The sequence below is a fragment of the Arthrobacter sp. P4_F11 genome, assembly GCF_056401395.1.
Genome location: NZ_JBFUJK010000014.1, coordinates 64,459 through 79,441, shown reverse-complemented (window position 1 = coordinate 79,441; position 14,983 = coordinate 64,459). Strand labels below are relative to the sequence as shown.

15 protein-coding genes are annotated in these 14,983 nt (G+C 67.7%); 8 read left to right on the top strand and 7 right to left on the bottom strand.

The features are described from left to right. Positions 1–35 precede the first annotated feature (35 nt). On the top strand, positions 36–872 hold the full coding sequence (locus AC1DRO_RS15490) for an SGNH/GDSL hydrolase family protein (protein ID WP_476951492.1): 837 nt from the start codon (positions 36–38) through the stop codon (positions 870–872). Here the strand turns inward: AC1DRO_RS15490 and AC1DRO_RS15485 are convergent. From AC1DRO_RS15485 to AC1DRO_RS15460, 6 genes are all read right to left on the bottom strand, one after another. Next, positions 869–1,492, bottom strand: a complete 624-nt coding sequence (locus AC1DRO_RS15485; RefSeq protein WP_476951491.1) for a GNAT family N-acetyltransferase — start codon at positions 1,490–1,492, stop codon at positions 869–871. The two genes, AC1DRO_RS15490 and AC1DRO_RS15485, sit on opposite strands and share 4 nt — an antisense overlap. Before the next feature lie 32 nt (positions 1,493–1,524). Further along, entirely contained in the window at positions 1,525–2,412 is an 888-nt protein-coding gene (locus AC1DRO_RS15480; RefSeq protein WP_476951490.1) for a 3-hydroxyacyl-CoA dehydrogenase family protein, read from the bottom strand. A 2-nt stretch (positions 2,413–2,414) separates the two neighbouring features. Further along, a complete protein-coding gene (locus AC1DRO_RS15475; RefSeq protein ID WP_476951489.1) occupies positions 2,415–3,224 on the bottom strand; it encodes an enoyl-CoA hydratase/isomerase family protein in 810 nt (269 codons plus the stop codon). Beyond that, positions 3,224–4,435, bottom strand: a complete 1,212-nt coding sequence (locus AC1DRO_RS15470) for a thiolase family protein (RefSeq protein WP_476951488.1) — start codon at positions 4,433–4,435, stop codon at positions 3,224–3,226. Before AC1DRO_RS15470 ends, AC1DRO_RS15475 begins: the two co-directional genes overlap by 1 nt. Positions 4,436–4,544: 109 nt before the next feature. Further along, a complete protein-coding gene (locus AC1DRO_RS15465; RefSeq protein ID WP_028276392.1) occupies positions 4,545–5,222 on the bottom strand; it encodes a pentapeptide repeat-containing protein in 678 nt (225 codons plus the stop codon). Further along, positions 5,222–5,695, bottom strand: coding sequence for an SRPBCC family protein (locus AC1DRO_RS15460; protein WP_028276393.1), 474 nt, complete (start codon positions 5,693–5,695; stop codon positions 5,222–5,224). Before AC1DRO_RS15460 ends, AC1DRO_RS15465 begins: the two co-directional genes overlap by 1 nt. Positions 5,696–5,870: 175 nt before the next feature. Between AC1DRO_RS15460 and AC1DRO_RS15455 the strand changes: the two genes are divergently transcribed. From AC1DRO_RS15455 to AC1DRO_RS15445, 3 genes are all read left to right on the top strand, one after another. Further along, on the top strand, positions 5,871–6,047 hold the full coding sequence (locus AC1DRO_RS15455; protein ID WP_043435744.1) for a CsbD family protein: 177 nt from the start codon (positions 5,871–5,873) through the stop codon (positions 6,045–6,047). A gap of 102 nt (positions 6,048–6,149) precedes the next feature. Next, positions 6,150–6,923: a dienelactone hydrolase family protein gene (locus AC1DRO_RS15450; protein WP_476951487.1), complete on the top strand. Its 774-nt coding sequence runs from the start codon at positions 6,150–6,152 to the stop codon at positions 6,921–6,923. A gap of 88 nt (positions 6,924–7,011) precedes the next feature. Continuing rightward, on the top strand, positions 7,012–7,869 hold the full coding sequence (locus AC1DRO_RS15445) for a prephenate dehydratase (RefSeq protein WP_476951486.1): 858 nt from the start codon (positions 7,012–7,014) through the stop codon (positions 7,867–7,869). A 44-nt stretch (positions 7,870–7,913) separates the two neighbouring features. Here the strand turns inward: AC1DRO_RS15445 and AC1DRO_RS15440 are convergent, their stop codons facing one another. After that, positions 7,914–9,827: an FAD-binding monooxygenase gene (locus AC1DRO_RS15440; protein ID WP_476951485.1), complete on the bottom strand. Its 1,914-nt coding sequence runs from the start codon at positions 9,825–9,827 to the stop codon at positions 7,914–7,916. A gap of 248 nt (positions 9,828–10,075) precedes the next feature. Between AC1DRO_RS15440 and AC1DRO_RS15435 the strand changes: the two genes are divergently transcribed. The 4 genes from AC1DRO_RS15435 to hpaD are packed head-to-tail and all read left to right on the top strand — an operon-like array spanning position 10,076 to position 14,983. Next, positions 10,076–11,581: a fumarylacetoacetate hydrolase family protein gene (locus AC1DRO_RS15435; protein WP_476951484.1), complete on the top strand. Its 1,506-nt coding sequence runs from the start codon at positions 10,076–10,078 to the stop codon at positions 11,579–11,581. Then, positions 11,574–12,275, top strand: coding sequence for a GntR family transcriptional regulator (locus AC1DRO_RS15430; RefSeq protein ID WP_476951483.1), 702 nt, complete (start codon positions 11,574–11,576; stop codon positions 12,273–12,275). The genes AC1DRO_RS15435 and AC1DRO_RS15430 overlap by 8 nt, the downstream gene beginning before the upstream one ends. 56 nt (positions 12,276–12,331) lie before the next feature. Further along, entirely contained in the window at positions 12,332–13,846 is a 1,515-nt protein-coding gene (gene hpaE, locus AC1DRO_RS15425) for a 5-carboxymethyl-2-hydroxymuconate semialdehyde dehydrogenase (RefSeq protein ID WP_476951482.1), read from the top strand. Between the two features lie 48 nt (positions 13,847–13,894). Next, positions 13,895–14,983 (top strand): 3,4-dihydroxyphenylacetate 2,3-dioxygenase, encoded by a 1,089-nt coding sequence (gene hpaD, locus AC1DRO_RS15420; protein WP_476951481.1) that lies wholly within the window; start codon positions 13,895–13,897, stop codon positions 14,981–14,983.

Genomic DNA, 14,983 nt, shown 5'->3' with positions numbered 1-14,983 from the left:
GGCGCTGAACCCGGGGTGCCACTGAGGAGAACACCATGGGACCTCTGAAACTTCGACGCCGGCGGACGGCGCTGGCGGCCGGTCTCGCCGCCCTGGCCATGGCGGCCGGTGTGGCGGCGGTACCGGCGGAGGCGGCGAACAGGACACGGTACGTCGCGCTCGGAGACTCCTATGCCGCCGGGCTGGGGGCGGGGCCGTACCTGGATGATTGCTACCGCAGCGAGAACAGCTATTCCGAACTCGCCGCCCACACGAAGACCATCAAACTCGTCGCCAACGCGGCCTGCAGCGGCAAGACGACCCAGGACGTCGTCAACACCCAGCTCAGGCGGTTGACCAGGAGCACCGGGCTCGTCACCATCACCGCCGGCGGCAACAACCTCCGGTTTGCGGAAATCCTCGCCTCCTGCGGCGCCGCCATGGTCAATCCCGCTGCGGGTCCGCTGTGCGATGCCGCCAGTGCCTACGCCGAGGGCCAGATCTCCAGCCATCGACTGTCCGGCGACGTGACAGCGATGATCCAGCGCGTGAAGGTTGCCGCCCCCAACGCCAAGGTTGTAGTGACGGGCTACCCCTACCTCTACGATCCGGTCGCGCCCGGCCAGGCTGATCCGATGTCCCGGTTCATCTACAAGGCCACGGTTCTGGCGGACGGCCTGAACGGCTCCATCGCCGCCGCCGCCCGGGCTACCGGAGCGGAGTACGTCGACGTCCGGGCCGCTTTCGCCGGTCACGGCGTGAACTCTGCGGCCCCGTGGATCAATTTCAGCCGTACGGCCCTCGCCAGTCCCGAAAACTTCCACCCGAACGCCCGGGGCTACGAGGCGTACTTCGCATCGCTTAACGGGGCCAAGGCCTACTCGGCACGCTAGCGCCGCTTGGCCAGCCGGGATTCGAGGGAGTTCCGGACCATCGGCCACTCATGTTCCAGGATGGAATACACAACGGTGTCCCGCAGCGCCCCGTCGGCGCTGCGCGTGTGGCTGCGGAGCACGCCGTCCTGTTTGGCCCCCAGCCGCGTGATCGCCTCGCGGGACTGGTGGTTGAGCCAGTGCGTCCGGAACTCGACGGCGGGGCAGCCCAGCGTCTCGAAGGCGTGCCGCAGCAGCAGCAACTTGGAGTCCGGGTTGCTGCCGCTGCCATGCGCGGACGCCGCGTTCCAGGTGGAGCCGATCTCCACCCGCGGCGTGGCGGCGTCGATGTTCATGTAGGTGGTCATGCCGATCACCCGGCCCGGTCCGCCCGTGGCGGGGTCGAGCAGCCGCGTGGTGAAGGGCAGCATGGCGCCGCTGTCCTGCAGGGCCAGGCGACGCTCAATCTCGGCGGCCATGTGCTGCGGGGCGGGCACGCTGGTGTACCAGAGGTGCCACAGCTCGCCGTCGCGTGCCGCCTCGACAAGGCCGTCATGGTGGTCCGGGCTCAGCGGCTCAAGGACGACGTACTTGCCGGTCAGGGTGATGGGCGCGATCGCGGGGCGGTCCAGGGAAGTCACCGCACCATCCTAGGGGCAGGCACGAATGCCCGTCACTTGGTCCAGTCGAAGAAGCCCTTGCCGGACTTGCGGCCCAGTTCGCCGCGGGCGACCTTGTCGCGGAGGATCTGCGGCGGAGCGAAACGGTCACCCAGCGTGGACTGCAGGTACTCCGCGATGCCAAGGCGCACGTCCAGGCCCACTATGTCGGTGGTCCGCAGCGGTCCCGTGGGGTGCTTGTAACCCAGCACCATGGCGTTGTCGATGTCTTCGGCGGTGGCCACGCCCTCTTCCACCATGCGCATCGCTTCGAGGGCGATCGCGACGCCCAGCCTGGAGGAGGCGAAGCCGGGCGCGTCGTTGACCACGACGGCGGTCTTGCCGAGCGCTTCGACCCACCCGCGGGCGGCCCGGGCCAGGGCGTCGGAAGTCTGCTCGCCGAGGACCACCTCGATGAGCGTCGACGCCGGCACCGGGTTGAAGAAGTGCAGGCCCAGGAAGTTCTGCGGCCGCTTCAGTTCGCGGGCCAGACCGTTGACGGAGAGCGAGGACGTGTTGGAGGCGAGGTAGGCGCCGTCGGCGAGCCGTTCCTCGATGCCGCGCAGTGCGGTGATCTTCAGGTCCCAGTCCTCCGGAACGGCCTCGACCACCAGCTGCCGGCCGGCGAAGTCGTCGTAGTCCACGGTGACCGCGAGCCGGGAAACGATCTCGTCCAGGTTGCCGTCTACGGCGCCGCGCTCAATGCTCTTGGCGGCGGCGGACTCGACCCGCTCCCGGGCGGCCTCGGCCGACGCCTCGTCGCGCTCGACGACCACGACGTTGGCTCCGTTGATCAGGAAGGCGTGGGCGATGCCTGCGCCCATGCGGCCGCCGCCGAGAACTCCCACGGAGTGGGGAAGGTTGCTGTTGGGAAGGTTGGCGGGGAGTACGGAGTTGCCCATGTCTATTTCTGCTTCCCTGGTTCTTTGGCTGACTTCTTTTCTGATTTCTTCGCTGATTTCCTATCCAGGAATGTCTGCATACGGTCGAACTTGGCCTGGGATTCGAAGAGGATCCCCTGTGCCAGCTGGTCAATGAGGGGATGCGCCTCGGCCGGGGCATGGAACACGGATTTGGTGATCCGGACGGCGAGCGGATCCTGCGTGGCAATCCGGTCGGCGACGCTGTGGGCCGCGGCCATCAGATCGGACGGTTCATGGATTTCGGTGATGAGATTGACCGCGAGGGCACGTTCTGCGCGCAGCACGGAACCGGCGAGCAGCATTTCCTTGGCGACGGGCTCCCCCACGAGTTCCTTGAGGCGCCAGCTGGCGCCGGCGGCGGCCAGGATGCCGAGTCCGGTTTCGGGATTGCCGATCCGGACGGACGGGGTGCCGATCCGGAAGTCGGCGGCGTACGCCAGTTCGGCGCCGCCGCCCAGGCAGAAGCCGTCCAGTGCCGCGATGACGGGCATCGGCAGCTTGGTGATCCGGACGAAAATGGTGGAATTGATGCCCTGCAGGGCATCGTCGCGGCGGCGTTCGCGCAGCTGGCCGATGTCGGCGCCTGAGGCGAACACCCCGTCAGTGCCGGCGATGATGAGGACTTTGGGATGCCGCTCGAGATGGGCGCAGACAGTGTGGAGTTCATCGACCATCTGCTGGTCGATCGCGTTGCGGACCTCGGGGCGGTTGAGCACCACCACCACGCGGTCCTCGCGTTCTTCGACCAGGAGCGTGCCGAAGCCCGCCGGGTCGAGGGCCGGGGCCGCCACTAGACCCGCTCCAGCAGCATGGCCGTGCCCTGGCCGACGCCGATGCACATGGTGGCGAGGCCGATCTTGGCGTTTTCGCGTTCCATCCGGCCCAGCAGTGTGATGGCGATCCGGGAACCGGAGGACCCCAGCGGGTGGCCCAGGGAGATCGCGCCGCCGTCGCGGTTCACGATCTCCGGGTCGAGGCCGAGCCGGCGCATGCTGGCCAGGGACTGGGTCGCGAACGCCTCGTTGAGCTCGACGGCGCCGAGGTCATCGACGCTGAGCCCGGAACGGGCGAGCACCTTCTGGGTGGCCGGAACCGGACCGATGCCCATGATTTCGGGCTCGCAGCCGGCTGAGGCGCCGTCGATGATGCGGGCGCGGGCCGTGAGGCCAAGCTTCTGGATCGCGGCCTCCGAGGCAACGATGATGGCGGAGGCGCCGTCGTTGAGGGTGGAGGAGTTGCCGGCGGTGACGATCGAGCCGCCCTTGACTACCGGCCGGAGCCCGGCGAGGACGTCCATGGTGGTGCCGGCGCGGGGGCCCTCATCGGTGTCCACCACGGTCTCGCCCTTGCGGGTCTTGACGGTCACGGGGACGATTTCCTCGGCGAAGCGGCCGGCGGCGATGGCGGCCAGGGCGCGTTCGTGGGAGCGGACGGCGAAGGCGTCGGCGTCCTCCCGCGAGATGCCGTCAACCCGCCCCACTTCTTCTGCCGTCTCCGGCATGGAGTAAGTCATTTTGCCGTCCCGGGACAGCTCCCCCTTGGTGAACTGGGGGTTGACGAAACGCCAGCCGATGGAGGTGTCGAAGATTTCGCCCGGTTTGGCGAAGGCGGTCCGGGGTTTTTCCTGGACCCATGGGGCGCGGCTCATGGATTCGACGCCGCCGGCGATCACGATGTCCGCGGCGCCGGACTTGATCATGTGACTGGCCATGATGATGGCGCTGAGCCCGGAGGCGCAGAGCCGGTTCACGGTGATGCCGGAGATGTGGAGGGGCAGCCCGGCAAGGAGGGTGGCCATGCGGGCCACGTTGCGGTTCTCTTCGCCGGCGCCGTTGGCGTTGCCGAGGATGACCTCGTCGATGGTGTCCGGATCGATGCCGGCGCGGGCCACAGCCTCGCGGACTACCAGTGCGGCCAGGTCATCGGGGCGGACTGCGGAGAGGGCGCCGCCGTAGCGGCCCACGGGAGTGCGGGCGCCGCCAACAAGAAAAGCCTCGACCATGAGAACATCCTTCACCAAGAAAGCGGGGCCGGCACCAGAGTAATTTACCGACCGTTCGTTCTATAAAGATTACACGGCGGGGCAAGGGGGTCAACCGGATGCCGCCGGATTACGCGACGACGACGCCCAGATGAGCCGCAAGCAATGGCGCGAGCAGGGTGAGCTGGTGATCGTCGACGACGAGGCCGGACAGACTGCCCAGACCGCTGATGGTGCGGAAGTCGGTGCCCCGGAGGTCGAAGTCCTTGAGCCGGGCTCCGGTGAAATCGAGGGTGCCGATCGTGCAGTTCTTCAAGGCGACCCGCGTGGCGGTGCAGGAGCCCAGATCCAGCTCGTTAATGATGCAGTCGCTGATCTGCACGTCCGTGAGCTTGGATCCGCGCAGGTTCACGTAGTCGAGTTTGCCGCCGTCGATCCGCACGGACTGCCAGCCGCTTTCATAGAGCTCCGCCGATCCCCAGCGGGGGTTGCCGATCTCGACATCCCGCAGGCTGGTCCGGGCCGCCATCAGCACCGGGGCGTACGTCTCGGCCAGGATGCAGTCACGGAAAGTCGCGCCCCGCAGCTGCGTCTCATTGAAGGACACCCCGGTGAATTCGCACTCGGCAAAGTCCGTACCGCCCAGGTCCAGACCGTCTGCCGACGCGCGGCTGTAGCGGACGCCGTCGTACCGAACACCCCTCCGGAACTCCGGGGCAGGGTCGTCCTGCAGATCCCCGGGCCGGACCGGCGCGAGCCGGGGGGCGGTGACCTTGGGAGTTTTCTCCGCCGCGGTGCGCCGGACCATCACTGGCACTCGGCCTTGGCCGCGATGTCCGCCAGGTCTTTTGCAAGCGCCTTGCGGGTGATGCGCATCCCGAGCGGACCGAACACGGTGAGCATGATCCTGCTGAACCGGGTCGGCTTGATGACTTCGGCGCCAAAGGTCAGCGTGAGGTCGGTTCCGCCGCCGCGCTCCGCGAGCGCGAACCTGGTGGTGTAGTCGGCGCCGCCCTGGAGGGCCTTCACGGTGGTGCTGCCGCCCCGGCCGTTCGACGGCGCCTCGGACTGGGAAACCCACATCTCCACCGTTTCCGCGCGCCCCATCATGGTTCGGGTTTCCTTCCAGCGGGTGCCCACGGCATAGGGTCCGTCGGTGAGCATCTGGATCGATTCGACGCCGGACAGGGTCGCGGCAGATCCGGGAATGTCCGACACCACCGCCCAGACCGCGTCCGCCGGAGCCTTGATGTGCTGCGTGAGAGTGGTCTTGTGGTCCATGACCTCGAGCCTAGCCCGCGGGCCGGGGGGATTTCATCCTTTCGCGAACCGCCCCGCCGCTGCCGCGGACGACGCTCCGGACAATTACCCCGCGAGACCCCTTGAATTAGTAAGCATGCTTTGTGTTAGGCTGATCGGACAGTATTTTCAACCGGAACGAAAGGTGGCCTACACCATGGGTGTCGGAGACAAGATTCAGAACGAAGCAGAGCACCTCGGCGGCAAGGCCAAGGAAACTGCCGGAAACGCCACTGGCAACGACCAGCTGCGCGCCGAGGGCCAGAAGGACCAGGTTGTAGCCGACGCGAAGAAGGTCGGCGAAAACGTCAAGGACGCCTTCAAGAAGGACTAGTCCTTAGAACGTTGGCGGCGCCGGATCTTCCTTTGGGGGATTTCCGGCGCCGCTTTTTTGTGCCCGTGCAAGAATGGCCCCACAGCCGACGGAGGGGTCAGCATGGTACGGACACACGCAGGACGCGGCAAGCCCGCCACCCGCGATCTCAGCAATACTGACCTCGGCAGGTCCGGCGTCGCCGCCGGCGGTTCGCCGGCGCTGCGCGGCTACCTGGCGACGCCGCAGGGCGAAGGGCCGTTCCCCGCGGTCCTGATGGTCCATGAGGCGTTTGGCCTGGACGACATCACCGTCCGCCACGCCGACCGGATGGCGGCGGCCGGCTACCTGACACTGGCCGTAGACCTGTACAGCGACGGCGGGGCGCGCCGCTGCCTCGTCGCCACCATGCGCGCGCTGTCCGCGGGCGAGGGCCGGGCCTTCACCGATCTGGCCGCCGCCCGGGACTGGCTGCGAGAAACCGGCCGGACCACCGGCAAGATCGGTGTCATCGGCTTCTGCATGGGCGGCGGCTTCGCCCTGCTGCTGGCCAATGACGGCTTCGACGCCGCCGCCGTCAACTACGGACGGCGCCCGAAAGACCCCGGGGAGGCCCTCGCCGGCGCCTGCCCGATCGTGGCCAACTTCGGCGGCCGGGACCGCACCCTGCCCGGCGAAGCGGCAAAACTCGCGGCCGTGCTCGACGGGCTGGGCGTGGAGAACGACGTGAAGGAGTTCCCGCACGCCGGGCACGCCTTCCTCAACGACGTGGAGACCGGGCCGAAGGTGCTGCGGCCGCTCATGCGGGTCATGGGCATCGGCCCGGATCCGGAATCGGCCCCGGAAGCCTGGCAGCGGATCGAGGACCACTTCGCCAAGTATCTGAACCCCAGCTGAGTCGCAGCAGGGGCCGTTTTTGGTCCTCAAACGGCCCTGCCGCGACTTACTTGGGTGAGCGGGCGCCTGGCGTGAAACCATACGGAGCATGGCCCAGAAGATTGCGTACCAGGGTGAACCGGGCGCCAACTCCAATATTGCGTGCATGCAGATGTTCCCCGACCTCGAGAGCGTTCCCTGCGCGAGTTTCGAAGACGCCTTTGAACTGGTGGCCGTCGGCACCGCCGACCTGGCCATGATCCCGATCGAAAACTCCATTGCCGGCAGGGTGGCCGATATCCATGTGCTGCTGCCCCAGTCCGGGCTGCAGATCGTCGGCGAGTATTTTCTGCCCATCCACTTCGACCTGCTGGGCATCCCGGGCAGCACCATCGAGGCAGCCACCGAGGTCCACAGCCACCTCCACGCGTTAGGGCAGTGCCGGCGGCTGATCCGCTCCGCCAGCCTGCGCCCCGTGATCGCCGGCGATACCGCCGGGTCCGCCCGCGAAGTGCGCGACTGGAACGATCCCACAAAACTGTCGCTCGCTCCTCCACTCGCGGCCCAGCTCTATGGCCTGGAAGTGCTCGCCTCCGCCGTCGAGGATGACCCTTCCAACACCACGCGGTTCGTGGTTCTGGCACGGGAAAAACCGCTGCCGGCCCGGGACATCCTGTCCGGACCGGCGGTCACCAGCTTTGTATTCCGTGTCCGGAATGTCCCCTCAGCCCTCTACAAGGCGCTGGGAGGATTCGCCACGAACGGGGTAAACATGACGCGGCTGGAAAGCTACATGGTGGGCAACGAATTTGCGGCCACAATGTTCATGGCCGACGTCGAGGGGCACCCCGAAGATTTGCCGCTCAGCCTGGCGCTGGAGGAACTGGAGTTCTTCACCACGGAGGTTCGCATCCTTGGCGTCTACCCCGCCGCGGAATACAGGTCCAGGCAGGCAGCCGGCCTCTGACCGCCAGCCTGGACAAACCTTGCGAACAAGGCCACCCCACGCGGTCACACCGCCGCGGCGCGCCCTGCCCGCAGCAGGGGTGCGAAGAACGCGGCAAACTCCGCCGTCGCAGTCAGCGGCAGGACGTTGGCCACGTACTGGTCCGGGCGCACCACCACGACGACGCCGCCGCGGTCGATGCCGCGCAACTCAAAGATGTCCGCCGCCGGGTCGGTGCCGTAGACCTTTTCGAGGTAGGGGAGCTGGAACGGCCCCACCTCCGGTTTGAACACCGCGGGGACGTTGCCGATGTCGATGCCCGTGTGATCCTGCTGGTAGATGACCTTCACGTCGAACCAGGCGTCACGGTCGGCCCCCGCGGGGGTGGCGGCGAGCGGCGAGTCCGGCGCGGTGGCCAGCCACGCGGCGAGGTCCGCGGCGGGCGACGGGGCCCCCGCCTGTTGTCCTGGCGCCGCCTGGTCCGCGAAGACGTAGATGCGCCAGCGGCCGTCCGCCGTGGCCTGGTGGCCGAGCTGGACCGGGTTGGTGTCGCAGACCCGCACAACCGGCGCGGACTTGAAGCGCTTGCCGACGGGAAAGCCGGTGGCCAGCTGCTGGTGCGTCGCCTCGGCGACGACCATCGACGGCGAGTACTCGGTCATGAAGCCGGCAGGGAACTCGGCGGTGCGCACGTAGAAGTCCTCGAGCTCGGAGGGGTTTTCAAATTCCTCGGGCTTCTTCGCCATGAGCGTCGACCACACCTTGTCGAAGTCGATCAGATTCTTCGCGACCACCTGCCGCTCGGCCGAGTACGTGGACAGCAGGCTCTCCGGGCTGCGTCCCTCCAGCACGTGGCCGAGCTTCCAGCCGATGTTGAAGCCGTCCTGCATGGAGACGTTCATGCCCTGGCCGGCCTTGGCGCTGTGCGTGTGGCATGCGTCGCCGGTGATGAACACCCGCGGCGTGCGGGTGCCCAGCTCCTCCGGGAGGACGTCGTCGAACCTGTCGGTAAGGCGGTGGCCCACCTCGTACACGCTGTGCCAGGCCACGTTGCGCACGTCGAGCGTGTAGGGGTGGATGATCGCGTTGGCCTTGGCGATGATCTGCTCGATGGTGGTCTTGCGGACCGCACCGCGGTCGTCCGCGGCGACCTCGCCGAGATCGACATACATGCGGAAGAGATGCCCGCCCTCGCGCGGGATCAGCAGGATGCTGCCGCCGTCGTGGGACTGGATGGCGCATTTGAGCCGGATGTCGGGGAAGTCCGTGGCGGCGAGCACGTCCATGACGCCCCACGCGTGGTTGGCCTGGTCGCCCGCCATGGTGCAGCCGATCGAGTCGCGCACCTTGCTGCGGGCGCCGTCCGCGCCCACCACGTACTTGGCCCGCACGATACGCTCCCGGCCCTCGTCAGGACCGGCGGTGTGCGCCAGCGTCACGGCGACCGGGTACTCGCCCTCGCCGGTGACCTCCAGGCCGCGGAACTCCAGCCCGTAGTCCGGGCTCATGCGGCTCGGGGACATGGCCATGAACTCGGCGAAGTAGTCGAGCACGCGGGCCTGGTTGACGATGAGATGCGGGAACTCGCTGATCCCGCCCGGGTCATCGAGGGTGCGGGCGCTGCGGACGATGTTCGAGGGGTCCGCGGGATCCGGCTTCCAGAACGCCATCTCCGTGATGCGGTACGCCTCGGCGATGATCCGCTCGGCGAAACCGAAGGCCTGGAAGGTCTCGACGCTGCGGGCCTGGATGCCGTCGGCCTGGCCGATCGCGAGCCGGCCCGGCCGGCGTTCCACGATCCGGGTGGTGATGCCCGGGAACTGGGACAGCTGGGCCGCGGCGAGCATGCCGGCGGGGCCGGAGCCCACGATCAGCACATCAACCTCGTCGGGAAGCTGCGTGGGCCGGTCGATGCCGGCGCCGGCGGCCGGCTGGACCCGCGGGTCACCGGATACGTAGCCGTGGTGGTGGAAATGCACGGGCTTTCCTCACTTCGTTGTGCGGCGGCCTGTCGCCGACCTAGCGTGTTCGATATTAGAACGTGACGTTCGATAATAGAATTTCGGTCCCTGATTCAAAACTGTACGTCAGATATGACGCAGGTTACAAGTGCGCCAGACGGTCCGGGCAAATGCCCCGCAAACATCCCCGCGCAAGGGGTTGACGCTCCCCGATTCCCGGGTCATAGTGTTTCGTATACGATTTCGTACTCGATGAGGAGTAACACTTGGAACAGGTCACCGACCACATCCTGGCCGCGGCCCGCAAGGTCATCGCGGTGCATATCAACTACCCCAGCCGGGCAGCCCAGCGCGGCCGCACACCCGAGCAGCCCTCCTACTTCCTGAAGCCGTCGTCGTCGCTGGCCCTCGGTTCGGCAGCAGCGCCTTCAACCGTGGAGCGCCCGGCCGGCTGCGAACTCCTCGGCTACGAAGGCGAGATCGCCCTGATCATCGGCAAGACCGCCCGCCGCGTGGGCCTCGAGGATGCGTGGAGCCATGTCGAGTGGGTCACCGCCAGCAACGACCTCGGCGTCTACGACCTCCGCTACGCGGACAAGGGCTCCAACCTCCGCTCCAAGGGCGGCGACGGCTTCACGCCCGTGGGCCCGGGCCTGATCGCGGCAGACGCCGTCGATCCCGCCAAACTGCGGATCCGCACGTGGCACAACGGTGAACTGGTCCAGGACGACACCACCGGGGACCTGCTGTTCCCGTTCGCCCGGCTCGTGGCCGACCTGTCCCAGCTGCTCACCCTCGAAGAGGGCGACATCATCCTCACCGGCACCCCCGCCGGGGCGTCGGTGGCCACGCCGGGCGACGTCGTCGAGGTGGAAGTAGACAATGCCGGCGGCGGGCTCACCGGTGCTGCATTGACCACGGGCCGGCTGGTCACCCGGGTGGCGGAAGGCACGACGCCGTTCGCGGACTTCGGCGCCCGGCCCAAGACCGACGATCTCCAGCGGGAGGAAGCGTACGGTTCCCGTGAAGCGGCCGGCCTCGCCGCCGCCCAGCCGTCAGGGCCGCCGGGCCTGTCCCCGGAGCTGAAGGCCAAACTGGAGTCCGTCTGCACCGCCACCCTGTCCTCCCAGCTGCGCAAACGCGGCCTGAACAACGTCAGCATCGACGGCCTGACCTCCACCCGCCCGGACAAGCGGATCGTGGGCCTGGCCCGGACCCTGCGCTACGTGCCCAACCGCGAGGACCTGTTCAAGACCCACGGTGGCGGCTTCAACGCCCAGAAGAAGGCCATCGATTCCGTCAACGAGGGCGAGATCCTGGTGATGGAGGCCCGCGGCGAAAAGGGCACCGGCACGATCGGGGACATCCTGGCCCTGCGCGCCCAGGTCCGCGGCGCCGCCGCCATCATCACCGACGGCGGCGTCCGCGACTTCACCGCCGTGGCCGCCATGGACATGCCGACCTACTATGCCAACCCGCACCCGGCCGTCCTGGGCCGCCGGCATATCCCCTGGGACACGGACATCACCATCGCCTGCGGCGGCACCACGGTGCAGCCCGGGGACATCATCGTCGCGGACGCCGACGGGATCCTGGTGATCCCACCGGCCCTCGCCGACGAGCTCGCGGACGACTCCATCGCGCAGGAACGCGAGGAAACCTTCATCGCCGAGATGGTGCAGCAGGGCCACAGCGTGGACGGCCTCTACCCGCTCAATGCGGCCTGGCGGACCCGGTACCAGGAATGGGAAGCAGGCAAGGCCAATGACTGAGACAGCCAGGGCCGCAGCCACGCCAGCCGCGACCTCCGGCAGCAAATCCGAGCAGGCCTATGCGGCCGTCAAGTCCCGGATCGTGGACGGGACCTACTCCCCCGGTTACCGGCTGGTGCTGGCCAAGATCGCCGAGGACCTGGGCGTCAGCGTGGTCCCGGTCCGCGAAGCGATCCGCCGGCTCGAGGCCGAGGGCCTGGTCAAGTTCGAGCGGAATGTCGGCGCCACCGTGTCCGGGATCGACCCCACCGAATACCTCTACACGATGCAGACCCTCAGCATCGTCGAGGGCGCCGCAACGGCACTCTCGGCCCCGCTGATCGGTGCGGCGGACGTGGCCCGCGCCCGGGCCGTCAACGCCGAGATGCGCGAGTGCCTGCAGCACTTCGACCCCGTCCGGTTCACCCGGCTGAACCAGGACTTCCACTCCGTCCTATTCGAGCACTGCCCCAACCCGCACATCCTGGACCTCGTCCACCGGGGCTGGAACCGGCTCGCGTCGCTGCGCTCCTCCACCTTCCGCTTCGTCCCGGGCCGAGCCCACGAGTCGGTGGACGAGCACGAGGCCCTGCTGCAGCTCATCGAGACCGGCGCCAGCCCGGATGACATCGAAAAGGCCGCCCGCCGCCACCGCAGCGCCACCCTGGACGCGTACCTCGCCCAAACCAACGCGGGGTCACTTAGCGCCCATTGAGGCGCCCGGCAAGGGCCGCAAGTGACCCCGCGTTGCACTATCAGTAAGGAAAAACAATGACGTTTACTGCCGCAGAAACCACCACCCACTACGTTCCGCAGGACCTTCCCAGCCACATCCAGCACTACATCAACGGTGAATTCGTTGATTCGGTGGGCGGGGCAACCTTCGATGTCCTGGACCCGGTGTCCAACACCAACTACGCCACCGCCGCCGCCGGCCAGAAGGAAGACATCGACCTCGCCGTCGCCGCGGCCCGCGAGGCCTTCACCAACGGCCCGTGGCCGAAGATGAAGCCGCGCGAGCGGGCCCGCGTCCTGAACAGGATCGCCGACGCCGTCGAGGCCCAGGAGGCCCGGCTGGCCGAGCTCGAAACCTTCGACACTGGCCTGCCCATCACCCAGGCCAAGGGCCAGGCGCTGCGCGCGGCCGAGAACTTCCGCTTCTTCGCAGACCTGATCGTGGCCCAGTTCGACGACGCCATGAAGGTCCCCGGCGCCCAGATCAACTACGTCAACCGCAAGCCGATCGGCGTCGCCGGGCTCATCACGCCGTGGAACACCCCGTTCATGCTCGAGTCCTGGAAGCTCGCCCCGGCGCTGGCCACCGGTAACACCGTGGTGCTCAAGCCGGCCGAGTTCACCCCGCTCTCGGCCTCGCTCTGGGCGACGATCTTCAAGGACGCCGGCCTTCCCGACGGCGTGTTCAACCTCGTCAACGGCCTCGGCGAGGAAGCCGGCGACGCCCTCGTGAAGCACCCGGACGTGCCGCTGATCTCCTTCACCGGCGAAACCACCACCGGCCAGACGATCTTCCGCAACGCCGCGGCCAACCTCAAGGGCCTCTCCATGGAGCTCGGCGGCAAGTCACCGTGCGTCGTGTTCGCCGACGCCGACCTCGACGCCGCGATCGACTCCGCCCTGTTCGGCGTCTTCTCCCTCAACGGCGAACGCTGCACCGCCGGCTCCCGGATCCTGGTGGAGCGCGCCGTGTACGAGGAATTCTGCGACAAGTACGCCGCCCGGGCAAAAAACATCGTGGTCGGGGACCCGCACGACCCCAAGACCGAGGTCGGCGCCCTGGTCCACCCTGAGCACTACGCCAAGGTGGCCTCCTACGTGGAAATCGGCAAGACCGAAGGCCGGCTCCTGGCCGGCGGCGGCCGCCCCGACCACCTGCCCGAAGGCAACTACATCGCCCCCACCGTGTTCGCCGACGTCGCCCCGGACGCGCGGATCTTCCAGGAGGAAATCTTCGGCCCCGTCGTCGCCATCACACCGTTTGATACCGACGACGAAGCCCTCGCCCTGGCGAACAACACCAGGTACGGGCTCGCGGCGTACATCTGGACCCAGAACCTGACCCGCGCGCACAACTTCTCCCAAAACGTCGAGGCCGGCATGGTCTGGCTCAACAGCCACAACGTCCGCGACCTCCGCACCCCGTTCGGCGGCGTCAAGGCCTCCGGCCTGGGCCACGAGGGCGGCTACCGCTCGATCGACTTCTACACCGACCAGCAGGCCGTCCACATCACCCTCGGCACCGTTCACACGCCCAAATTCGGCGCCTAAGTTTCCCGCCGGCGCCACCCAGACCCCTTTCAAAGAAGAGAGAGCACCATGACCAACTTCGTCCCCACCCCTACTGTCCCGGCCCCGGACATCGTCCGCTGCGCCTACCTGGAACTCGTGGTCACGGACCTCGCCAAGTCCCGCCAGTTCTATGTGGACCTGCTGGGCCTGCACGTCACCGAGGAAGACGAAAATGCCATCTACCTGCGGTCCCTGGAAGAGTTCATCCACCACAACCTGGTGCTGCGCAAGGGGCCCGTGGCCGCCGCGGCCGCCTTCGCCTACCGGGTGAAGTCGCCGGCAGAGGTGGACGCGGCCGAGGCCTATTACAAGGAACTGGGCTGCCGCACCGAGCGCCGCAAGGAAGGCTTCACCAAGGGCGTTGGCGACGCCGTCCGCGTCGAGGATCCGCTGGGCTTCCCCTACGAATTCTTCTACGAGACCGAACACGTCGAGCGTCTCACCCAGCGCTACGACCTCTACTCTGCCGGCGAACTGGTCCGGCTGGACCACTTCAACCAGGTCACCCCGGACGTCCCGCGCGGCCGGGCGTACCTCGAGGACCTGGGCTTCCGCGTCTCCGAGGACATCAAGGACTCCGACGGCGTCACGTACGCCGCGTGGATGCACCGCAAGCAGACTGTGCACGACACCGCCCTGACCGGCGGCAACGGCCCGCGGCTGCACCACATTGCCTTCGCCACGCACGAGAAGCACAACATCATCCAGATCTGCGACAAGATGGGCGCCCTGCGCATCTCGGACCGGATCGAACGCGGCCCCGGCCGGCACGGCGTCTCCAACGCCTTCTACCTCTACATCCTGGACCCGGACGGCCACCGCATCGAGATCTACACCCAGGACTACTACACCGGCGACCCGGACAACCCCACCATCACCTGGGACGTCCACGACAACCAGCGCCGCGACTGGTGGGGCAATCCCGTGGTCCCCTCCTGGTACACGGAAGCCTCCCTGGTCCTGGACCTCGACGGCAACCCCCAGCCTGTGATCGTCCGTGAGGAAAAGAGCGAGATGGCCGTGACCGTGGGCGCCGACGGGTTCTCCTACACCCGCAAGGAAGAGGACGGCTCCGCCGGAGAAGCGACGGGCTTCAAGCTCGGGGCGCAGGTTTAG